Raw genomic sequence first — 16,182 nt, 5'->3', positions numbered from 1 at the left:
AGCAACAGCCACGGAGGTGTGGAAGCCTTCGCCGGCGACGAGGGCGTGCTACGCACGGTGAGGGCTGGACGCCAGAAGGAGTCGGCCTTCAGCCTGGGCGGTGCGGTCGCCCTGGTCGCCGACGAGACGGTACTGATGGCGACGCTGATCAGAACCTACGGCATGGTGCAGGGAGCGGTTGCGTACCTGGTGTGACGGCGGTGTCGGCGCCGTTCGTCGTCCACATCCCACCGGCGGCACCCTCGATTCCCGACTCGCGGCGATGGATCCGGTGGTTGAGGAGGGGGCCTCTACCCGGTGCGATCCACGAGGCCGTGCCCGGGCCGACCGCGGGTGCTGCCGATGTCGGCTGCCAGGCCTGACATCAGGAGGGTGATCGCCCGGAACGTCCTGGTGAGGGCGTCCTCCCGATCTGTTGCGGCGGCGATGATCTGATTGCCCTCGCATAGGCCCGCCAGAAGCAGACGGGCGACAGTGGCGACGGGAACGTCAGGCTTCAGATCACCGCGTTCGACCAGCACTGTCAGGAGCCGTTCGATCGGTGGCTGTGCGACGGTGTCGTTGATGTGTCTGTACTGCTCGCCCAGGACGGAGGGTGCCTGGGCCATCAGCTCGCGATGCAGCGGGTCGTCGATGGTCCGCCGTAGGAATGCGTGGGTCAGGTCGGACACCACGGTCGTGGCGGACTCGTCCGGTGCGTCGCGGACCGCCTCCGTGGTCGCGTCGCCCAGGAGTGCCACCTGCTCGATCAGCTCCGTGTAGAGCTCGGCGAACATGGCCTTCTTGTCCGGGAAGTGGTGGTAGAAGGTGCCCTTGCTCACCTGCGCTGCCCGGGTGATGGCCTCGACCGACGTGCCTGCGAATCCGTTGAGAACGAGCAGCTTGCGAGCGGCCGCCGTCAGGTCTGCCCGGGTCTGCTCTGCGTACATCTGCCGTCGGTTTGGCCCTCTCATGCGCACCATCGTATATTCGGTGACCTGGGGTCAATGAATGACTCATGGTCGGTCAATGGTGGTCATGACAACCCAGCCGGAAGGCAGAGCCGTGGACAGGCGCAGGATCGTATTGCTGGGCGGGACGGGCTATACCGGGCAGCGAGTGCTCCGGGAACTGCTCGCGCGGGGAGAGAAGCCGATGCTCGCCGGGCGAAACCGCGACAAGATGCTGGCCTTGGCCGATCGCCTCGGAGCGGACCTCCCGGTGGCCGAGGTCGACATCACCTCGATGGTCGGCCTTGCGCGCCTCTTGGAGCCCACCGACGTGGTCGTTTCGACGGTCGGGCCGTTCATGAAGCTGGGCATGGCCACGGTCACGGCGGCGGCGCGGGCGGGGGCCCACTACTTCGACTCCACGGGGGAGGGGACCTTCGCACGACGTGTCCTCTGCGAACTGGACGCCGTCGCTGCTGACCGGGGAGCGATCCTGGTGCCCGCGTTCGGCTACGACTACGTGCCGGGCAACCTCGCCGGCGCCCTCGCCTTGGACAGGGCGGGCATGCGAGCACGCCATGTCGAGATCGGCTACTTCATCACCCGTTCCGGGCACGGGGACGAGTTGCTCTACCGCAGCACACTGCGCGACGCGTGGACTCTGAGCACAGGGGGCACGCGGCAGACACTGGTCGGCGCGGCGGCCGAGGACGGGTTCGCCTACCGTGCAACTCATAGGGGGGCTTCTGCTCGTCTGATCGACGAACGTGCAGCCAAGCGTGTCCGCATATTCCGCTATGCCGGTGTGAAGCGTGCGGCCATGAGTGTCCCGGGATCGGAGCACCTTGGTCTGCCGGAGATCTTCCCCCACTTGGAGAGCGTTGAGGTGGGCCTGGGGTGGCTCGGTCGGTGGACACGGCCGGTACAAGTTGTTGCTGCTCTCCAGGCGCCCCTGTTGCGGGTGGAGAAGGTACGAGCCGCGATGACACGGTTGTCCGGGCGGCTACCCGGATCGCAGCGCGAGCCGGACAGTGACGGCCGCTCCCTGGTGATCGCTGTCGCCCGTGACGCTTCTGGGCGGCAGCTGGCGACGACGGCTCTCACCGGGCCCGATCCATACGAGATGACGGGATCCCTCCTGGCCTGGGGCGCAGTGCGCGCGGCGGCACCGGATGCCGTCCTCAAACCCGGCGTGCGTGGCCCGGTTGCGGCGTTCGGGCTCTACACCCTCAGGCTCGGCGCCGCCGAGGCCAGAGTCCATGAAGTCGACGAGGCGTCGGCCCGCTCCCGATGAAGGGCGTGCGGGCAAAGATCACGGTATCGGGAGGCTGAAGCGGACGTTCGGGTGACTGCCGCCGGGGTGGTGACCATGTGGTCGAGTCCCCCTACCCCCGGCGGTGCCCTGAGGCAGGTGGTGGCGGAAGCCACCGCTGTTGAGTTGGTGAGCAGGAACAGGTTGTTCGATCGGGAGCGAGTCGGCCGCTTGCGGGAGCCGACCCGACCCAGAGGAAAGGAACTGTCCATGGACGAGCAGAATGAGCACTTCGACGTCGTCGTACTCGGCGCAGGCCCCGGCGGATACGTCGCCGCCATCCGGGCAGCCCAACTGGGCAAGCGCGTCGCGGTCGTCGAGGAGAGGTACTGGGGCGGCATCTGCCTGAACGTGGGCTGCATTCCGACCAAGGCCCTGTTGCGCAACGCCGAACTCGCGCACATCTTCACGAGCGAGGCGAAGACCTTCGGTATAAAGGTCGATGGGCAGGTCTCCTTCGACTACGGCGAGGCCTTCCGCCGTAGCCGGAAGGTCGCTGACGGCCGGGTCAAGGGCGTCCATTACCTCATGAAGAAGAACAAGATCGCGGAAATCAACGGTCGTGGCACGTTCGTCGACCCTCACACGCTCCAGGTGGCCGACCACGACGGCAACACACGTTTGATCGGCTTCGATCACTGCATCATCGCCACGGGTGCGACCCCCAGGCTGCTTCCTGGCACCCGCCGTACGTCGCGCGTGGTGACGTTCGAAGAACAGATTCTGGCCGAGGACCTGCCGCAGTCGATTGTGATCGCCGGTGCCGGCGCGATTGGCATCGAGTTCGCATATGTCCTGCACAACTACGGTGTGAAGGTGACGATCGTCGAGTTCCTGGACCGTGTGGCGCCCCTGGAGGATGCCGAGGTCTCCGCCGAGATCGCGCGTCAGTACCGGAAGCTGGGCATCGACGTGCTCACCTCGACCCGGGTCGAGTCGATCGACGAGTCCGGGCCGCAGGTTCGGGTGACTGTCACCGGAAAGGACGGCGCCCAGCAGACCTTGGAAGCGGACAAGGTTCTGCAGGCGATCGGTTTCGCGCCGAACGTCACCGGTTACGGCTTGGAGAACACCGGAGTGCGCGTTACCGAGCGCGGCGCGATCGACGTCGACGGCCGCTGCCGAACCTCGGTCCCGCACATCTACGCCATCGGCGACGTCACCGCGAAGCTGATGCTGGCGCACGCCGCTGAGGCGATGGGCGTGGTCGCAGCCGAGACGCTCGCGGACGCCCAGACCATGGAACTGGACTACGCGATGATCCCGCGCGCCACTTACTGCCAGCCACAGATCGCGAGCTTCGGTTACACCGAAGCGCAGGCGAACGAGCGGGGATTCGACGTCCAGGTTTCCAAGTTCCCGTTCACCGCGAATGCCAAGGCACACGGCCTGGGCGATGCGACAGGCTTCGTGAAGCTGATCAGTGACGCCAAGTACGGCGAACTCCTCGGAGCGCACCTCGTCGGCCCGGACGTCACCGAACTGCTCCCCGAGCTGACCCTGGCCCAGCAGTGGGATCTCACGGTCCACGAGGTTGCCCGCAACGTCCACGCTCACCCCACTCTGGGCGAGGCGGTCAAGGAAGCCGTCCACGGCCTTGCCGGCCACATGATCAATATGTAGCAGCAAGCCGAGAACCCCCGGAGTGCGTCGTGAGGACAGCCTGGATGGTTGGTCGGGTTCCCTGCGGTGTCTGAGGCTGTCACGTGACGGGGAAGGTGAGTTGGGCAACTGAATGGGGCGGCAACAGGCCCACTAAAATCGGGGCCGTATGCGCACCCAGGAGTGAGCGAGTTGGCCCGCGGCCGGCAAGTATTGGGCGGGGCGGCGGCTTGACGGTGTCACGATCAACTGGCGGGTCCCTTTACAGCCAGCCCGCTGGACGGCGGCTGAAGCCGGCCATACAGGAGTGAGTGGCAGGCAGGGGTTTGCCATCGCTTGCCAACAGGACAGCGGACTGTGGCTGTCCGGCGAGAGTGACATCCGCTTCGCGGTCCATCATCCCCTCGTGGTCAGCGAGGGGCTTCCTCGACAGGTTCGTCGAGGTACGCGACCGCCCAGTCTCGGAGCTTTTCCAAAGCAGGGCGGATCGCCACTCCGGCCTGCGTCAAGCGGTACCGCACACGCAGCGGCGGCCCTTCCTTCACCTCGCGCACTACAAGGCCCGCTGCCGCGAGGTGGGCGAGCCGGTCGGAGAGCATTCGTTCGCTGATACCGGGAACAGCGCAGTGCAACTCGGTGAAGTGCGCGGGACCAGTGAGGAGGACGGCGATGAGTGGACCGTTCCAGCGTCTGCCCAGCAAGTCGAAGAGGCGCGTTGTCGCCGCGTCCACTTGGCGGCTTGTACCGTTCCCGCGTTGCTCATCCAAGGTGTCACGCCCTTTCAAGACTTCCCTCTCGCTCCGGTTTTGCGATCAATCAGGCGTGCCACCGACGCTGACCGGGAATGCGGCACGATGGTCTACTCATTCTTCGTCCGGTGAGTCACCGGCTGGTCGGCTCCACTGGCGCCGACGCCATGCGTCAGCCGGGGTATTTGCCACATGTGACGTCTCACGGACGCAGTGGTCGGCCCGGCGGCGGACCGCCGGACCGACCAGATGTGCCGTAGCCGGGGCCGGACGGCACTGCCCCGGACCGTTCTGCATGTGGCAGAACCGAAAACGGCGTTCATCGAACGGGGCTGCTGAAGGATCCGGGGCTCAGGCCACGGGCACGGCGGGCTGGGTGATGAGGGAGGCGTCACCGCCCTGTAGGCCGTTGCGGGAGGCGGCCGTCGCCTCGTGAGGAACTCCGAGGGGGATTGCGCTCACATCGGAGAGGCGTGCGAACTGCTTCGCGGTGAGTTGGACGTCCAGGGCGCCGAGGTAGTCGTCGAGCTGGGCGAGATTGCGCGGGCCGATGATCGGGATGAACGAGGTGGACGCCTGAGCGGCACGCTCGCGGAGCCAGGCAACCGAGACCTGTGCGGGCGACGCGCCGGTCTCCTCGGCGATGGCCAGGACGGTGTCGACGACAGCGGTCTTCTGTCCGCTGCTCTCGGTGTGCACGAGCGTCTTGAAATCAGTCAGCCGCCCCTCGGGGCCGCGGCGATACTTCCCGGTCAGCAGTCCGCCGCCCAGCGGGGACCACAGGGCGGCGCCGAGTCCCAGGCTCTCGGCCATCGGCAGCAGCTCGCGGTCGGCGGTCCGTTCGACGAGGCTGTACTCGATCTGGATGCCCGTGACCGGCGCCCAGTTCTTCAGCTCGGCGAGGGTGGCGGCGCGGGAGACACGCCACGCCGGGAAGTTGGACAGAGCGGCGTGGTGGATCTTGCCGGAGCTGACCAAGTCGTCCAGTCCGCGAAGGATCTCCTCCATGGGGGTGAGGTCGTCAGGGAAGTGGACCCAGTACAGGTCGATGTAGTCGGTGCCCAGGCGCTTCAGGCTCGCCTCCAGTGAAGCGACCAAGTTCTTGCGGCTGTTGCCGGTGGTGGAGATACCGGGCCGCGGGTTGGCGCCGATGGTGAACTTGGTGGCCAGAACGAAGTGGTCCCGCTCGGCGGCGATGAACTTCCCCACCAGTTCTTCCGACTCGCCGAACTGGTAGCCGTCCGCAGTATCGAGGAACGTTCCACCGGCCTCGGCGAACTTGTCGAACATCCGGCGTGCCTCGTCGGGCTCGGCACCGGCACCCCAGCCGGTGCCGAAGTTCCCCGTGCCAAGCGCGTACTCGGAAACGCGAAGGCCGGTCCTGCGTCCAAAGGTTGTATAACGCATTGGGTCTCCTTGACTCAACTTTATGTGGATGGTTGGTAGGTGGTTTTGGCGGTGGTCGCCCCGCGACACTGGGCGAGGAACGGCTGTGATGAACGGCCTTTTGGGAACCAGGCTCCGACCATAGCCATCAACGTAAAACGAACGGTATCCTTATGGGGTGAATGATATCCATCCCTCACGTCGGCGTCGTGAACGCGGCTCCCGGGAGCGGATCCTCGCGGCAGCTACTGATCTGTTCACGACGCAGGGCATCAATGCGACCGGAATGGAACAACTGTCGACCGTTGCCGAGGTGTCGAAACGCACCCTGTACACGCACTTTCGGAGCAAGGACGAGCTCGTCCTTGCGTATCTGCAGGCACTGCAACGCGATGCCCTGCCCGTCTCCGGGGCGCCCGACGAGCCATTGCTGGACCCGCGTGAGCAACTCCTTTCCATCTTCGATGCGATGCCACGGGATACGACTGTGCCTATTCGAGGCTGCCAGTTCCTCAACGCCAGTGTCGAGGTACCCGATCCCGAGCATTCCGCTCACCAGTTCGCCGCGGCGTACAAGCGGGAGTTCGCCCGCCGACTCGCGAACATCGCACGTCAGGCCGGGATTTCCGATGCCGAAACCCTCGGCGAGCAGCTTGCGTTGCTCTATGACGGTGTCGCCGCACGCGGCACCGCGCTCAACAGCAGCGACACCAGTGCGTGCGCACGGTCTATCGCTGAAGTCTTGGTGGACGCTGCTCTCGCAGGCGCCAGGCCAGAGTCATCTCGTACGTGAAATCGTGTGACATCTCAGAGATCGCATTCGCCTCATCAGGGCTCTCGACCGAGAACTGTCCGAACCTCAAGCTGATGAATCGAGAAAACTCAGTGCACTTGCCACGAATTTGTCGTGGTACTGGAAGATCCCTCCGTGCCCGGCATCCGGGTACAGGGGGACGAGTTCGCTCTTAGGTAGACGCGCAGCCAAGTCAAGTGTGTTCTCGCTGGGCACCATCCGGTCGTTATCGCCGTTCGCTACAAGGATCCGATGGTTAATGGCTGAGAGGTCCGAGGGTGCTTGACGGCCCCACCGCTTGACGGCCCTCAGTTGCGCGCGGAGTGCCGACAGCGAGATTTCTTTGTCACGGTTGTCCGTACGCTCCTTCAGTCTTCGCAGGAAGGCGCGTCCTGCCCGTCGGCCATCCGTGGTCTCGGTGAAGAACAGGGACAGCTTCGGATCCTGGCGGACCAGCGCACCCTTCAGCGTGGCCTGGATGGTGAGCGCCGGCACCCGATCGATGCCGTGGCCTCCGGCGGGACCCGTGCCTGCAAGGATCACCCTGCGTACGAGATGGGGTTCCTCGGAAGCCACGACCTGAGCCACGAAGCCGCCCATCGACAGGCCGAGCAGGTCGACCTGTTCGAACCCGAGGGCCTGGATGAACGCCACAGCGTCGTGCGCCATCTCCTCGATCGTGTCCGGAGTGGAGCCGCCTGATCCCCCCACCCCGCGGTTGTCGAAGGTGATTACACGGCGATGTACGGCGATTCCGTCGACGACCCGAGGATCCCAGTTGTCCAGGTTCCCGGCCAGATGCATCAGAAGGATCAGCGGCACGCCACCATCGGGGCCAAGGTCCCGATAGACAAAGTCGACGCCACGAACGGATAGGGAACGGGTAGGCGCATCCCGGTACGACGTTGCTGGACGGGAGCGGGAATTCCGTGGTGCGCTCATGGTCCTGCCCTTCAAGTAGTGGGGTTCACGGTGCGGCTCGCCAGTTCGGTGTATCTGGATCCGGGCCCGGGCGTCGTCCTCGCGGAACCTGGATCATCCGAAGGTGATGCCACTGTCAGGGCATCCTGATGACAACCTTGCCGGCCTTTGCCCGTCCATCCTCGGCGTACTCCAGTGCTTCCAGGGTTGACTCGAACGGGAATACACGATCGACGACGGGGCGGATAATGCCCGCGTCGATGAGCGTGGCGAGTTCGTGCAACTGGTGCCCGCTGGCCTTCATGAAGAGGAACGAGTACGTCACGTTGCGTCGTCGGGCGCGTCGTCGGGTTCCGAAGCTCAACACGCCCATCACCAGTCGGATGATCGGATTTACTCGCAGTTCCCTGGCGAAATCGGTGTCCGGGGGGCCTGCGATGCCGATGGCCTTCCCGCCAGGCTTCAGCACCTGCAAGGACTTCTTGAGTGTCTCGCCTCCGAGCGGGTCCAAGATCAGGTCATAGTCCTGCAGGATCGTCTCGAACGCCTGGTTCTTGTAGTCGACCACGATGTCCGCGCCCAGGCTCTTCACCAGTTCGATGTTGGCCGTGCTCGTGGTTGTGGCCACGGTCGCACCCAGATGCTTCGCCAACTGGATGGCAATGGTGCCCACACCGCCCGAACCTGCGTGGATGAGCACCTTCTGGCCGGGTTGCACACGTCCCCGCTCGACCAGGGCCTGCCATGCGGTGAGGGCGACCAGGGGAAGGGACGCGGCCTCCTCCATGCTCAGCGTGGTCGGTTTGATCGCCACGTCATCCTGGTTCAGCGCGATGAATTCTGCGTACGTTCCGATGCGATCCTTGTCCGGCCGGGCATAGACCTCGTCCCCCACAGCGAATCGCGTAACGCCGTCGCCCACTTTGACCACGACACCGGACAGGTCGTTTCCCAGAATGAATGGCACTCGATAGGGAAGGATCGCCTTGAATTCCCCGTCCCGGATCTTGTAGTCGAGCGGATTGACACTCGCCGCGCTGACCCGGACCAAGATGTCGCCCACACCCACGTGCGGTTCCGGCACCTCACTGGCTCGCAGACCGTCCTTGTGGCCGTAGCGTTCGACCGTGAAGGCCTTCACGGATATCTCCTTTTCTCGTCCCTAATCGGAGGGAATTAAAATTCTGAGAGTACGGGGGCCGTACGTCACGCTGGTCCTATGTCGGATTCAGCGTTGTAGCCAGCCCCTGCTTTACGACTCGGGTGCGCTCGTCGGCGAGGATTTCCAGCGTTCCCTTCTCGATGCCTCTGAGCGCCTGGGCCGCGACATCGGCGGGGTCGGCCTTCAGATCGGCAGGTACGCCAGCGGCCATCTCCGTGTCCATGTAGCCGACATGCAGTGCGGAAACGATGATGCCGCGGGGAGCCAACTCCTCCCGAGCGGCATTGGTCAGTGCCCATGCGGCTGCCTTGGCCGCAGCATATGAACCCAGTCCGGCAGGGTGCAGCCAGGAAAGGACGGAAAGGACATTGAGGACAGCGCCGCCACCGTTGCCCTCGATGACCGGGGCGAAGGCGCGCGTTACGGCGAGCGGCCCGAAGAAATTGGTTGCCATCTCCAGGCGCACCGCTTCCAGACTGCCGGCTATCAGCGGTGTGGCGGTGGAGATGCCGGCGTTGTTGACCAGCAGCGTCGCGTCGGAAGCGGTGTGGGCCGCGGCCAGGACGGACTCTCCGCCGGTCACGTCCAGGCGGATCGGGATCACGCCGGTCACGTCGACCGTATCGGGACGTCGTGCTGCCGCGTAGACCTTCGCACCGCGCTCGAGCAGCTGACTCGCCAGGTGGCGTCCGAGCCCGCGGTTGGCACCGGTGACCACGGCCACGGTGTCCTTGAAGTCCATCTCTGCTCCCACTGCCGGCGGTCCCGCGTGACCGGGCCCCTTTTGGATTACGTTCGCAATCCAAAGTCGAGCATAGGATAGATGGCAACTGACATCCAACTTGGGGAGGGCCGATGGGCCGTGTGTCACAGGCGCAAGCGCGGGAGAACCGGCAGCGGGTCGTACAGACGGCCTCTCGCCTGTTCCGCGAGCGGGGTACTCATATCAGCGTCGTTGACCTGATGAAGGCGTCCGGCCTGACACATGGCGGCTTCTACAAGCAGTTCGCCTCCAAGGAGGCGCTCATTGACGAAGCCACTGTTCATGCGTTCGGAGAACTTGCCCAGGGTCGCGAGGATGACCCTGAGCAGCACGACGGACGGCATGCCGCCCAGCAGGCGCTGATCGAGCGGTACCTGTCCGTCGAGCACCGCGACAACCCAGCGGAGGGTTGTCCTGTTGCGGCACTCGCCCACGACATGGCCCGCGAACCCGGTGCTCGCGAGGCGCATCGTGCCTACATCGAAGGAGCCGGCGACTTCGCCGACTGGCTCGCCACCGAAGACCACGACGGCATCACCCAACTCTGTACGATGCTCGGCGCACTCGTGCTGGCCCGGGCCACCAAGGGCTCTCCACTCTCCGAGGAGATCCTTGCGGCAGCGCGCGGAGTTCTGATGGAAGCCAGGCGATCTGGGAGGTAGCCCTGACAAGCGCGCCTTGAAGCCTTCCGCCAGGAAAGGTCAGGCGAAACGGCTGATGGAGCGTGCGACATTCCGCCATATGCGGATGCACGCCGTTGCCTCGGTCTGTTGACCGGACAGCGGGCCGTCCGGCGTCGGCCCGTTCCGGGCCGATTGACGGGTACCGGAAATCGAGACCAAACAGCACGGTTCGGAGAGCGACGATTCCCATCGCCGACTCGACGGTCTGTACAACCTCGTCTGCGATCCGGCGTTCCTGGCCATGGCCTGAGTGCGATTCGTGGGGAACAGGGGCATACGGTCGGCCGGAGTGGACGGCACTTCCGTCAACTTCGTCCGCGAGCGGTTCGGCGAGGCCCACTTCCTCACCGAACCGCAGGAGCAGTTGAAGTCCCGCCCGTTCCATTCGGTGTCGGTTAGGGACCGGTGATCCCTAGGTCGAGGTCGCGCAAGCGGCGAGGTCTAGGGATTTCTTCTGTGGCGGACCGGCTGGTCCGGGCGGCCTTGAAGCTGCTGCTGGAGCCGAGCTTCGAGGCCGACTGTGCGCCGTGCTCGTACAGCTTCCCGTCAAATTCGGATCAGTAGCGGCTCGATCGAGACGCGCCGCCCCATCGACGGGATTCGGGCCAGATCTTGATAACCATGTGGGTCCACCGCAAAGTGAGGCCAGCAACACGCAATAGCGCAGGTGTTTAGAAGGCGTCTGCTCTATCCACTGAGCGACGCGGGCTGACCTGCGCAAACGCAGCCTCTCGGCGCTGTCCCCCGGGACGCGGGGGACACATGGGGGAATCGCTGATTCCTGGTGGCCGGGGGACGTGAGCGCTCCCCGGCCGGGCTGTACGTACCCTCTCACATCACCTTCACGTCTCCCTGGCTTCTCGTGGAAACAATCCCGCACCTTCTTGGCGTTGGTGATCACCGAGCCGAGGAGGGGAAGGTGTCGGGCCTGAAGTTGTTCCGCACGGACGCGACGAATGGCGGCATGACCGAGGTCATGCCGCGTCTTGCCGAGGTCGAGGCTGATGTTCAGGGTCTCGTCGAGGCGCACATGGAGACGCTGCTGGGTGTCCGGTTCCTGGCGAGTGAGTACGGCACCGGGCCGGTGCACGGGGGCCGGATCGATTCGCTCGGGCTGGACGAGAACGGTTCGCCGGTCGTGGTTGAGTTTACCGACCGCAGGTAATCCTGCCCGTGATGTCCGTCTGGGACTGTGACCAGCGCGTCCCAGGCTTGTTTACCGACCGTGTCCGGGACGTCTGTCATGTTCTGGAGTCGGTACGGAGGACGAGTGGCACGGCACGTGGTGGTTGGGGACCTGAGGGTCCAGCAGATCGAGCGGAAGGACGGGCGGCGGTCGTGGACGATCGTGTGGCCCGAGGGGACGGTGCACACGGAGGCGGACCGGTTCCTGCGTCTGCATGATGGTTCGGGAACGCAGAGGACGTACGCGTATCTGCTGGTGGACCATCTGCGGTGGCTGGAGCGGGAGTGCCTGGCCTTCGCCGGGGTCCAACTGCGGGATCTGGAACGGTACATGGGCATCGGCGGTGCCGAGGTCCGCGCATGCCGCTCGGCGAGCCGTGGCGGGTCGGCAAGCGCCCCTACGGCCGCTCCGCGCTGTCGACCGCGGCGGCTTGCCTGAAGGGCTTCTATCTGCACCAGTCCTCCCTCGGTGTGAACGGGGAGCTCGGCAAGAAGCTCGACAAGTCCCGGCTGCCGTCGCGGGTGGACCGGCGCCGTTCGTTCCTCGGGCATGTGAAGTCGTCGCTTCCCACCAACCCGCTGGCGCCGAAGGGCCCGCACCGCCGGCATCCGAAGATGCTTCCGGACGGCGCCCGGGAGAGGCTGCTGGAGACGGTGAACGCCGCCCGGGACCGACTGGTGGTCACCTGGCTCGCCGACGGCGGGCTTCGCATAGGAGAGCTCTGCGGGCTGCACCTGGTCGACCTGCACTTGCGTGAGAACGCGGCATGCGGCGAGTGCCGCGCCCCTCACCTCCACGTCTGCCACCGGCCTGGCAATCCGAACCGGGCCGAGGTCAAGACCAAGCACCCCTGGCGGGTCGAGCACGGGATCGTGACCGGCGGGCTGATCAAACGGGTCAGCCCGGCGATGGTGCACACCTACTTCGAGTACCTCACCACCGAGTACCCGCGCGGCGCCGGGCACGGCATGCTCCTGGTCCAGCTGCACGGCGCCGCTACCGGACAGCCGTGGGCGCCGGTCGGCGCCCGGCGGATGCTCGGCCGGGCCGGGAAGCGAGCCGGACTCGGGATCGTGAAACCCCATGCCTTCCGGCACTCGTTCACGTCCGCGGTTCTGGACGCCGCCGGCGGCAACACGCTGATCGCCCGGGACGCCGGCGGCTGGGCCTCGGCCGCGATGGTGGATGAGGTCTACGGACACGTCGATGTCCACGATCCGGTCTTCGACGCCGCCCTGCGCACGGTCTGGGGTGAGACGAAGTGACGGCGCCGTCGCTGCTGCCACAGCAGGATGCCCGCACGCGACGGGACCGGCTGGAGGTGCTCACCGCGCTGATAGGCGGGCCCGAGTTCGACCCGGTGCTGCGCGGCGGGGTGCTGAAGATCCCGCCGACGCACCCGGTCTATCCGTGGAGCTGCACGGTCGTCGATTGCGCGCGGCCCCGCTGGCGGCGCTACGCGATGTGCTCGGTGCACGCCGGGCAGTGGCAGGAGGCGGAGGCGCGCGGCATGAGCCGGACCCAGTTCCTGCGGAGTGCGGAGCCGCTGCCAGCCACGGAGATGCCGGAGGCGATGATGTGCCGGATCTGCCCGCAGCGTCCGGCGTTCAGCCTGCAACTGGTTTTGTGCTTCCGGCACCGCAACCGGTGGCTGAGCCACCTGAAGCGGCACCCCGAAGGACGTGTGAACGAGGGGGAGTTCGAGCGGTGGCTGGCCGGCCAGCCGTCGCTCCCGGGCTACGGTGAGTGCCGCGCGGACGTGTGCGACGAACTGGCTGCCTCGCCGCTGGGGTTGTGCGGCGCGCACGAGCGCGGCTACATCCGTGCCGGGCGCCCGGGCGGGGCGAAGCCGCCGAAGAACTTCTTCGCCACCTACGAGCGCCGTGATCGCCCCGTGCCCGTGACCTGCGAGGACGAAGTCGCCTTCCGTGCCTGGTGTCGCGCACAGCTGCCCGTGCACCGCACCGGAACGGTCAACCTGCGCGGGCTGCGGCCCCTGCTGAGGGCCGAGTTCCAGTGGGGCATGCATGTCCACGGCCTGCAGCCCGTCGCAGTGTGGCACCTGACGTGGGTGCAGTCACTCGCGGACGAATGCCAGCGCCGCGACGTGGCGTCCCTGGCCGGCCTTGACCCCTCCGTCTTCCACCGCGCCTACCACCAGCGCATGGTCCAGGAGATGCAACAGGCCCTGCGGAAGATCTACTTCACCCCCTCCGACACCCGGAATGCCGGCTACATCGAGACCGAGCACTTCGGGGTGCGCTTCCCGCACCGCTCCAGCTACGTCGACCTGACCTGCATCACCCAGCAGTGGCTGCGCGACCTCTTGTGGGATCACATCGCCGACCTGCTGCGCTCGCCCACCTGCCCGCGCAGCGCCCAGCCGGTGGACTTCGTGCGTCGCGCCGGCGCCGAACTGTCCGCGTTCTTGGAGGCGGAGGCGCCGGGCGGCGGCCACGACCCCACCGTGCTGCGCGGCGAGCACGTCCACCGCTTCGTCGCGGACCTGCGCAACCGCGAACGCCTCGGCCTGGCCTTCCGCGGCCAGGCCCGCCTGGACGGCAAAAGGGCGACGGTCACCGAGAACTCGCGCCGGATGGTGTTCAACTACGGCCGGTCCCTGCTGCGCGGCGCGCTGGACAGCGGCAGCGCCGAGAGAATCGGCCTGGACCGCGCCTTCATCGCCGCCATGCCTGTCGGCGGCCCGGGCACGCCCCGCAGCCGCAACCCCTTCCCCGACGAAGTCGCCCGGGCACTTGCCGACGAAGCCAACCTGCAGCAGCTCGCCGACGGCTACGACCCGCACGACCGGGGCCTGCGGGACATGTGGGAGACCATCATCGTCACCGGCCGGCGCGCCAGCGAGGTCATCCAGCTCCGCCTGGACTGCGTCGGCCGCTACGGCGGGCTGCCCCTGCTCTGGCACGACCAGACCAAGGTCGGCAATCTGAACGCGGCCGTCCGCATCCCCGACCATCTCCTTCACCGGCTCGACGAACGCCGCCAAAAGACCCTGACCCACCTCGCCGACCGGCACGCCGGCCGCCCGCCCACTGCTGCCGAACGCGCTCACCTGGCCCTGTTCCCCACCCACATCCTCAACCCCGACGGCCGCCGTGCCCTGTCCTACACCTGGTTCCACACCGGCTTCCGCAGCTGGATCGCCGAACCTCGACCTCGGCGGTCACTACGTCGCCCACCAGGCCCGACACACGCTGGCCACCCGGCTGCTGCGGCACGGCGCGAGCCTGACGCACATCCGTCGCTACCTCGGCCAGGTCTCCGACCGCATGGCCGAGCACTACGTCCACCTGACCCAGTCGGACCTGGACAACGTCCTCCAGCACGTCTGGGTCGCCGGACCCGGTACCGCTCACCCCGGCGAAATCCTCACCAGCGACACCACCCCGCTCACCCGAGAACAGGCCCAGGCCCTGGCCATCGACCTGTCGCGCCGCAGCACCCCCGCCGAGGGCGGGTTCTGCACCTTCCAGCCCGTCGTCGACGGCGGCGCCTGCCCCTGGAGCCTCGACTGCCACAACTGCGACAAGTTCGTCCTGTCCGGCGCCGACCTGCTCTACTGGCGGCGCAAACGCGAGCAGTGGCGATTGCTGGCCGAAGGCGCCCCCGATGATGCCACCGCCGACTACCTCCACCGATACTTCGAGCCCACCAACCGCGCCATCGACGGCCTGGAGAAGGCCCTGGCCAGCCTCGGTCTCCTCGACGACGCCCTCGCCCTGGACATGCGCAAACCCCAGGACTACTTCCATCGCGTGTGGTCCACCGCCTTCCGCGCCGCCGATCTCGCCGACGTGGGCGGCGACGAGCCGGATGAGTACAGCGGTACGTGCACAGCCGACAGCGACGACCCTGAACAGGAAGCTGCATGAACAGCGCCGCCGTTCCCGAACCCCGCACTGCGGCGGCCATGGCCGTCCGCCGCCGCAGGACCGAAGCCGCCCTGGAGCGCGTCCACCAGGCCATCGCACGGCTACGACGCGAGAAAGCCCAGGTCAGTGTCGCCTCCGTCGCCCGCCGAGCGGACGTCTCGCGCACCTTCCTCTACGACAACGCCGAGGCCAGAAGCACGGTCGCTGCAGCGATGACCGAGGCTGGCGAACGCCGCACCCAGATACTCTCTGACCAGGACGACAAACGCGAGGCAACCTGGCGCGAACGCGCACTGAACGCTGAGGACGCCCTCAAGGTCGCCCACACCGAGATCTTCGCGCAGCGCACCCGTATTGGCGAGCTCCTCGGCCAGGTACGCGACTTGCAGGCCGAGTGGGCCGAGGAGGACATCCAGCGGATCACCACCGAGAACACGACCCTCAAGCAGCGCATCCGCCAGCTCACCACCGAGAACCGCACCCTCGACGAGCGGCTCAAGGCCGCCCGCTCCAACCTCCGATTCCAAGACCGCCGCGTCGCCGACCTCGAAGCCCGCATCACCGACCCGGGATCAGCTACCTGACTCCTTTCCACCGAAGCCAGTGTGCCGTTGACAGCAGAAGATCCCACAAGGTGCGTCGGCAGGTCCGCTGAGTGTCGATCCTGGGTCGGAAACGGGTGACCCTGGTGGGGACTGGTCCGTGAAGACCAGTCCCCACCAAGAGGCTTCACGTGCCGTCCGGCATGCATGCCCGGCGGCGAGTACGACATCAGCCTGCGCCCGCCATCACGACCTTTCACC

The 16,182-nt window shown here is 66.5% G+C and carries 15 protein-coding genes and 1 pseudogene; 9 read left to right on the top strand and 7 right to left on the bottom strand.

Annotated elements, in window-relative coordinates; translation table 11 throughout:
- Positions 1–18: 18 nt before the first annotated feature.
- The gene (locus tag ACIRR9_RS48140) at positions 19–195 is read left to right on the top strand and encodes a hypothetical protein (RefSeq protein WP_403765945.1); all 177 of its coding nucleotides are present in this window, start codon (positions 19–21) and stop codon (positions 193–195) included.
- A 95-nt stretch (positions 196–290) separates the two neighbouring features.
- Here the strand turns inward: ACIRR9_RS48140 and ACIRR9_RS48135 are convergent, their stop codons facing one another.
- Positions 291–953, bottom strand: coding sequence for a TetR/AcrR family transcriptional regulator (locus ACIRR9_RS48135; protein ID WP_403765942.1), 663 nt, complete (start codon positions 951–953; stop codon positions 291–293).
- A 64-nt stretch (positions 954–1,017) separates the two neighbouring features.
- Between ACIRR9_RS48135 and ACIRR9_RS48130 the strand changes: the two genes are divergently transcribed.
- Both ACIRR9_RS48130 and lpdA read left to right on the top strand, forming a co-directional pair.
- A complete protein-coding gene (locus ACIRR9_RS48130; protein WP_403765939.1) occupies positions 1,018–2,223 on the top strand; it encodes a saccharopine dehydrogenase NADP-binding domain-containing protein in 1,206 nt (401 codons plus the stop codon).
- A gap of 228 nt (positions 2,224–2,451) precedes the next feature.
- A complete protein-coding gene (gene lpdA, locus ACIRR9_RS48125) occupies positions 2,452–3,864 on the top strand; it encodes a dihydrolipoyl dehydrogenase (protein WP_403765936.1) in 1,413 nt (470 codons plus the stop codon).
- 389 nt (positions 3,865–4,253) lie between these two features.
- Here the strand turns inward: lpdA and ACIRR9_RS48120 are convergent, their stop codons facing one another.
- Complete coding sequence (locus ACIRR9_RS48120; protein ID WP_403765933.1) at positions 4,254–4,574, bottom strand: winged helix-turn-helix transcriptional regulator; 321 nt, start codon at positions 4,572–4,574, stop codon at positions 4,254–4,256.
- Between the two features lie 369 nt (positions 4,575–4,943).
- Entirely contained in the window at positions 4,944–5,999 is a 1,056-nt protein-coding gene (locus ACIRR9_RS48115) for an aldo/keto reductase (protein WP_403765930.1), read from the bottom strand.
- A gap of 157 nt (positions 6,000–6,156) precedes the next feature.
- On the opposite strand from ACIRR9_RS48115, the gene ACIRR9_RS48110 reads away from it, so the two are divergent.
- On the top strand, positions 6,157–6,771 hold the full coding sequence (locus ACIRR9_RS48110; protein ID WP_403765927.1) for a TetR/AcrR family transcriptional regulator: 615 nt from the start codon (positions 6,157–6,159) through the stop codon (positions 6,769–6,771).
- Positions 6,772–6,837: 66 nt separating this feature from the next.
- Here the strand turns inward: ACIRR9_RS48110 and ACIRR9_RS48105 are convergent, their stop codons facing one another.
- The 3 genes from ACIRR9_RS48105 to ACIRR9_RS48095 all read right to left on the bottom strand — a co-directional run bounded on the left by ACIRR9_RS48105 (position 6,838) and on the right by ACIRR9_RS48095 (position 9,596).
- The gene (locus ACIRR9_RS48105; RefSeq protein ID WP_403765924.1) at positions 6,838–7,593 is read right to left on the bottom strand and encodes an alpha/beta fold hydrolase; all 756 of its coding nucleotides are present in this window, start codon (positions 7,591–7,593) and stop codon (positions 6,838–6,840) included.
- A gap of 235 nt (positions 7,594–7,828) precedes the next feature.
- Positions 7,829–8,833 carry an NADP-dependent oxidoreductase gene (locus ACIRR9_RS48100; protein ID WP_403765921.1) on the bottom strand — a complete coding sequence of 335 codons (1,005 nt, stop codon included), beginning with the start codon at positions 8,831–8,833 and terminating at the stop codon, positions 7,829–7,831.
- A 76-nt stretch (positions 8,834–8,909) separates the two neighbouring features.
- On the bottom strand, positions 8,910–9,596 hold the full coding sequence (locus ACIRR9_RS48095; RefSeq protein WP_403765918.1) for an SDR family oxidoreductase: 687 nt from the start codon (positions 9,594–9,596) through the stop codon (positions 8,910–8,912).
- Between the two features lie 113 nt (positions 9,597–9,709).
- Here ACIRR9_RS48095 and ACIRR9_RS48090 point away from each other — a divergent pair, with 113 nt between their 5' ends.
- The 3 genes and pseudogenes from ACIRR9_RS48090 to ACIRR9_RS48080 all read left to right on the top strand — a co-directional run bounded on the left by ACIRR9_RS48090 (position 9,710) and on the right by ACIRR9_RS48080 (position 12,751).
- Positions 9,710–10,279, top strand: a complete 570-nt coding sequence (locus ACIRR9_RS48090) for a TetR/AcrR family transcriptional regulator (RefSeq protein WP_403765915.1) — start codon at positions 9,710–9,712, stop codon at positions 10,277–10,279.
- Between the two features lie 940 nt (positions 10,280–11,219).
- Positions 11,220–11,450: pseudogene (locus ACIRR9_RS48085) on the top strand (transporter); the annotation flags it as partial.
- Positions 11,451–11,845: 395 nt separating this feature from the next.
- Positions 11,846–12,751, top strand: coding sequence for a tyrosine-type recombinase/integrase (locus tag ACIRR9_RS48080; RefSeq protein ID WP_403765912.1), 906 nt, complete (start codon positions 11,846–11,848; stop codon positions 12,749–12,751).
- A gap of 812 nt (positions 12,752–13,563) precedes the next feature.
- On the opposite strand, the gene ACIRR9_RS48075 is transcribed toward ACIRR9_RS48080, so the two are convergent.
- Positions 13,564–14,559 (bottom strand): hypothetical protein, encoded by a 996-nt coding sequence (locus ACIRR9_RS48075; RefSeq protein WP_403765909.1) that lies wholly within the window; start codon positions 14,557–14,559, stop codon positions 13,564–13,566.
- Positions 14,560–14,602: 43 nt separating this feature from the next.
- Between ACIRR9_RS48075 and ACIRR9_RS48070 the strand changes: the two genes are divergently transcribed.
- Together ACIRR9_RS48070 and ACIRR9_RS48065 are read left to right on the top strand one after the other, a co-directional pair.
- The gene (locus tag ACIRR9_RS48070; RefSeq protein WP_403765906.1) at positions 14,603–15,379 is read left to right on the top strand and encodes a tyrosine-type recombinase/integrase; all 777 of its coding nucleotides are present in this window, start codon (positions 14,603–14,605) and stop codon (positions 15,377–15,379) included.
- Positions 15,376–15,963: a DUF6262 family protein gene (locus ACIRR9_RS48065; RefSeq protein ID WP_403765904.1), complete on the top strand. Its 588-nt coding sequence runs from the start codon at positions 15,376–15,378 to the stop codon at positions 15,961–15,963. The genes ACIRR9_RS48070 and ACIRR9_RS48065 overlap by 4 nt, the downstream gene beginning before the upstream one ends.
- The last annotated feature ends 219 nt before the right edge of the window (positions 15,964–16,182 follow it).

Source organism: Streptomyces sp. NPDC101234 (assembly GCF_044767525.1).
GTDB classification, from domain to species: Bacteria; Actinomycetota; Actinomycetes; order Streptomycetales; family Streptomycetaceae; genus Streptomyces; species Streptomyces sasae.
Note: the sequence above shows the minus strand (reverse complement) of the source record. Positions and strands in the feature narration are given on the sequence as shown.

What these genes read in the sequence shown, in the direction of transcription:
- ACIRR9_RS48115 (WP_403765930.1), bottom strand. Translation starts at nt 5,999, where the DNA reads ATGCGTTATACAACCTTTGGACGCAGGACCGGCCTTCGCGTTTCCGAG.
- ACIRR9_RS48095 (WP_403765918.1), bottom strand. Translation starts at nt 9,596, where the DNA reads ATGGACTTCAAGGACACCGTGGCCGTGGTCACCGGTGCCAACCGCGGG.
- ACIRR9_RS48130 (WP_403765939.1), top strand. Translation starts at nt 1,018, where the DNA reads ATGACAACCCAGCCGGAAGGCAGAGCCGTGGACAGGCGCAGGATCGTA.
- ACIRR9_RS48135 (WP_403765942.1), bottom strand. Translation starts at nt 953, where the DNA reads ATGAGAGGGCCAAACCGACGGCAGATGTACGCAGAGCAGACCCGGGCA.
- ACIRR9_RS48080 (WP_403765912.1), top strand. Translation starts at nt 11,846, where the DNA reads ATGCCGCTCGGCGAGCCGTGGCGGGTCGGCAAGCGCCCCTACGGCCGC.
- ACIRR9_RS48090 (WP_403765915.1), top strand. Translation starts at nt 9,710, where the DNA reads ATGGGCCGTGTGTCACAGGCGCAAGCGCGGGAGAACCGGCAGCGGGTC.
- lpdA (WP_403765936.1), top strand. Translation starts at nt 2,452, where the DNA reads ATGGACGAGCAGAATGAGCACTTCGACGTCGTCGTACTCGGCGCAGGC.
- ACIRR9_RS48065 (WP_403765904.1), top strand. Translation starts at nt 15,376, where the DNA reads ATGAACAGCGCCGCCGTTCCCGAACCCCGCACTGCGGCGGCCATGGCC.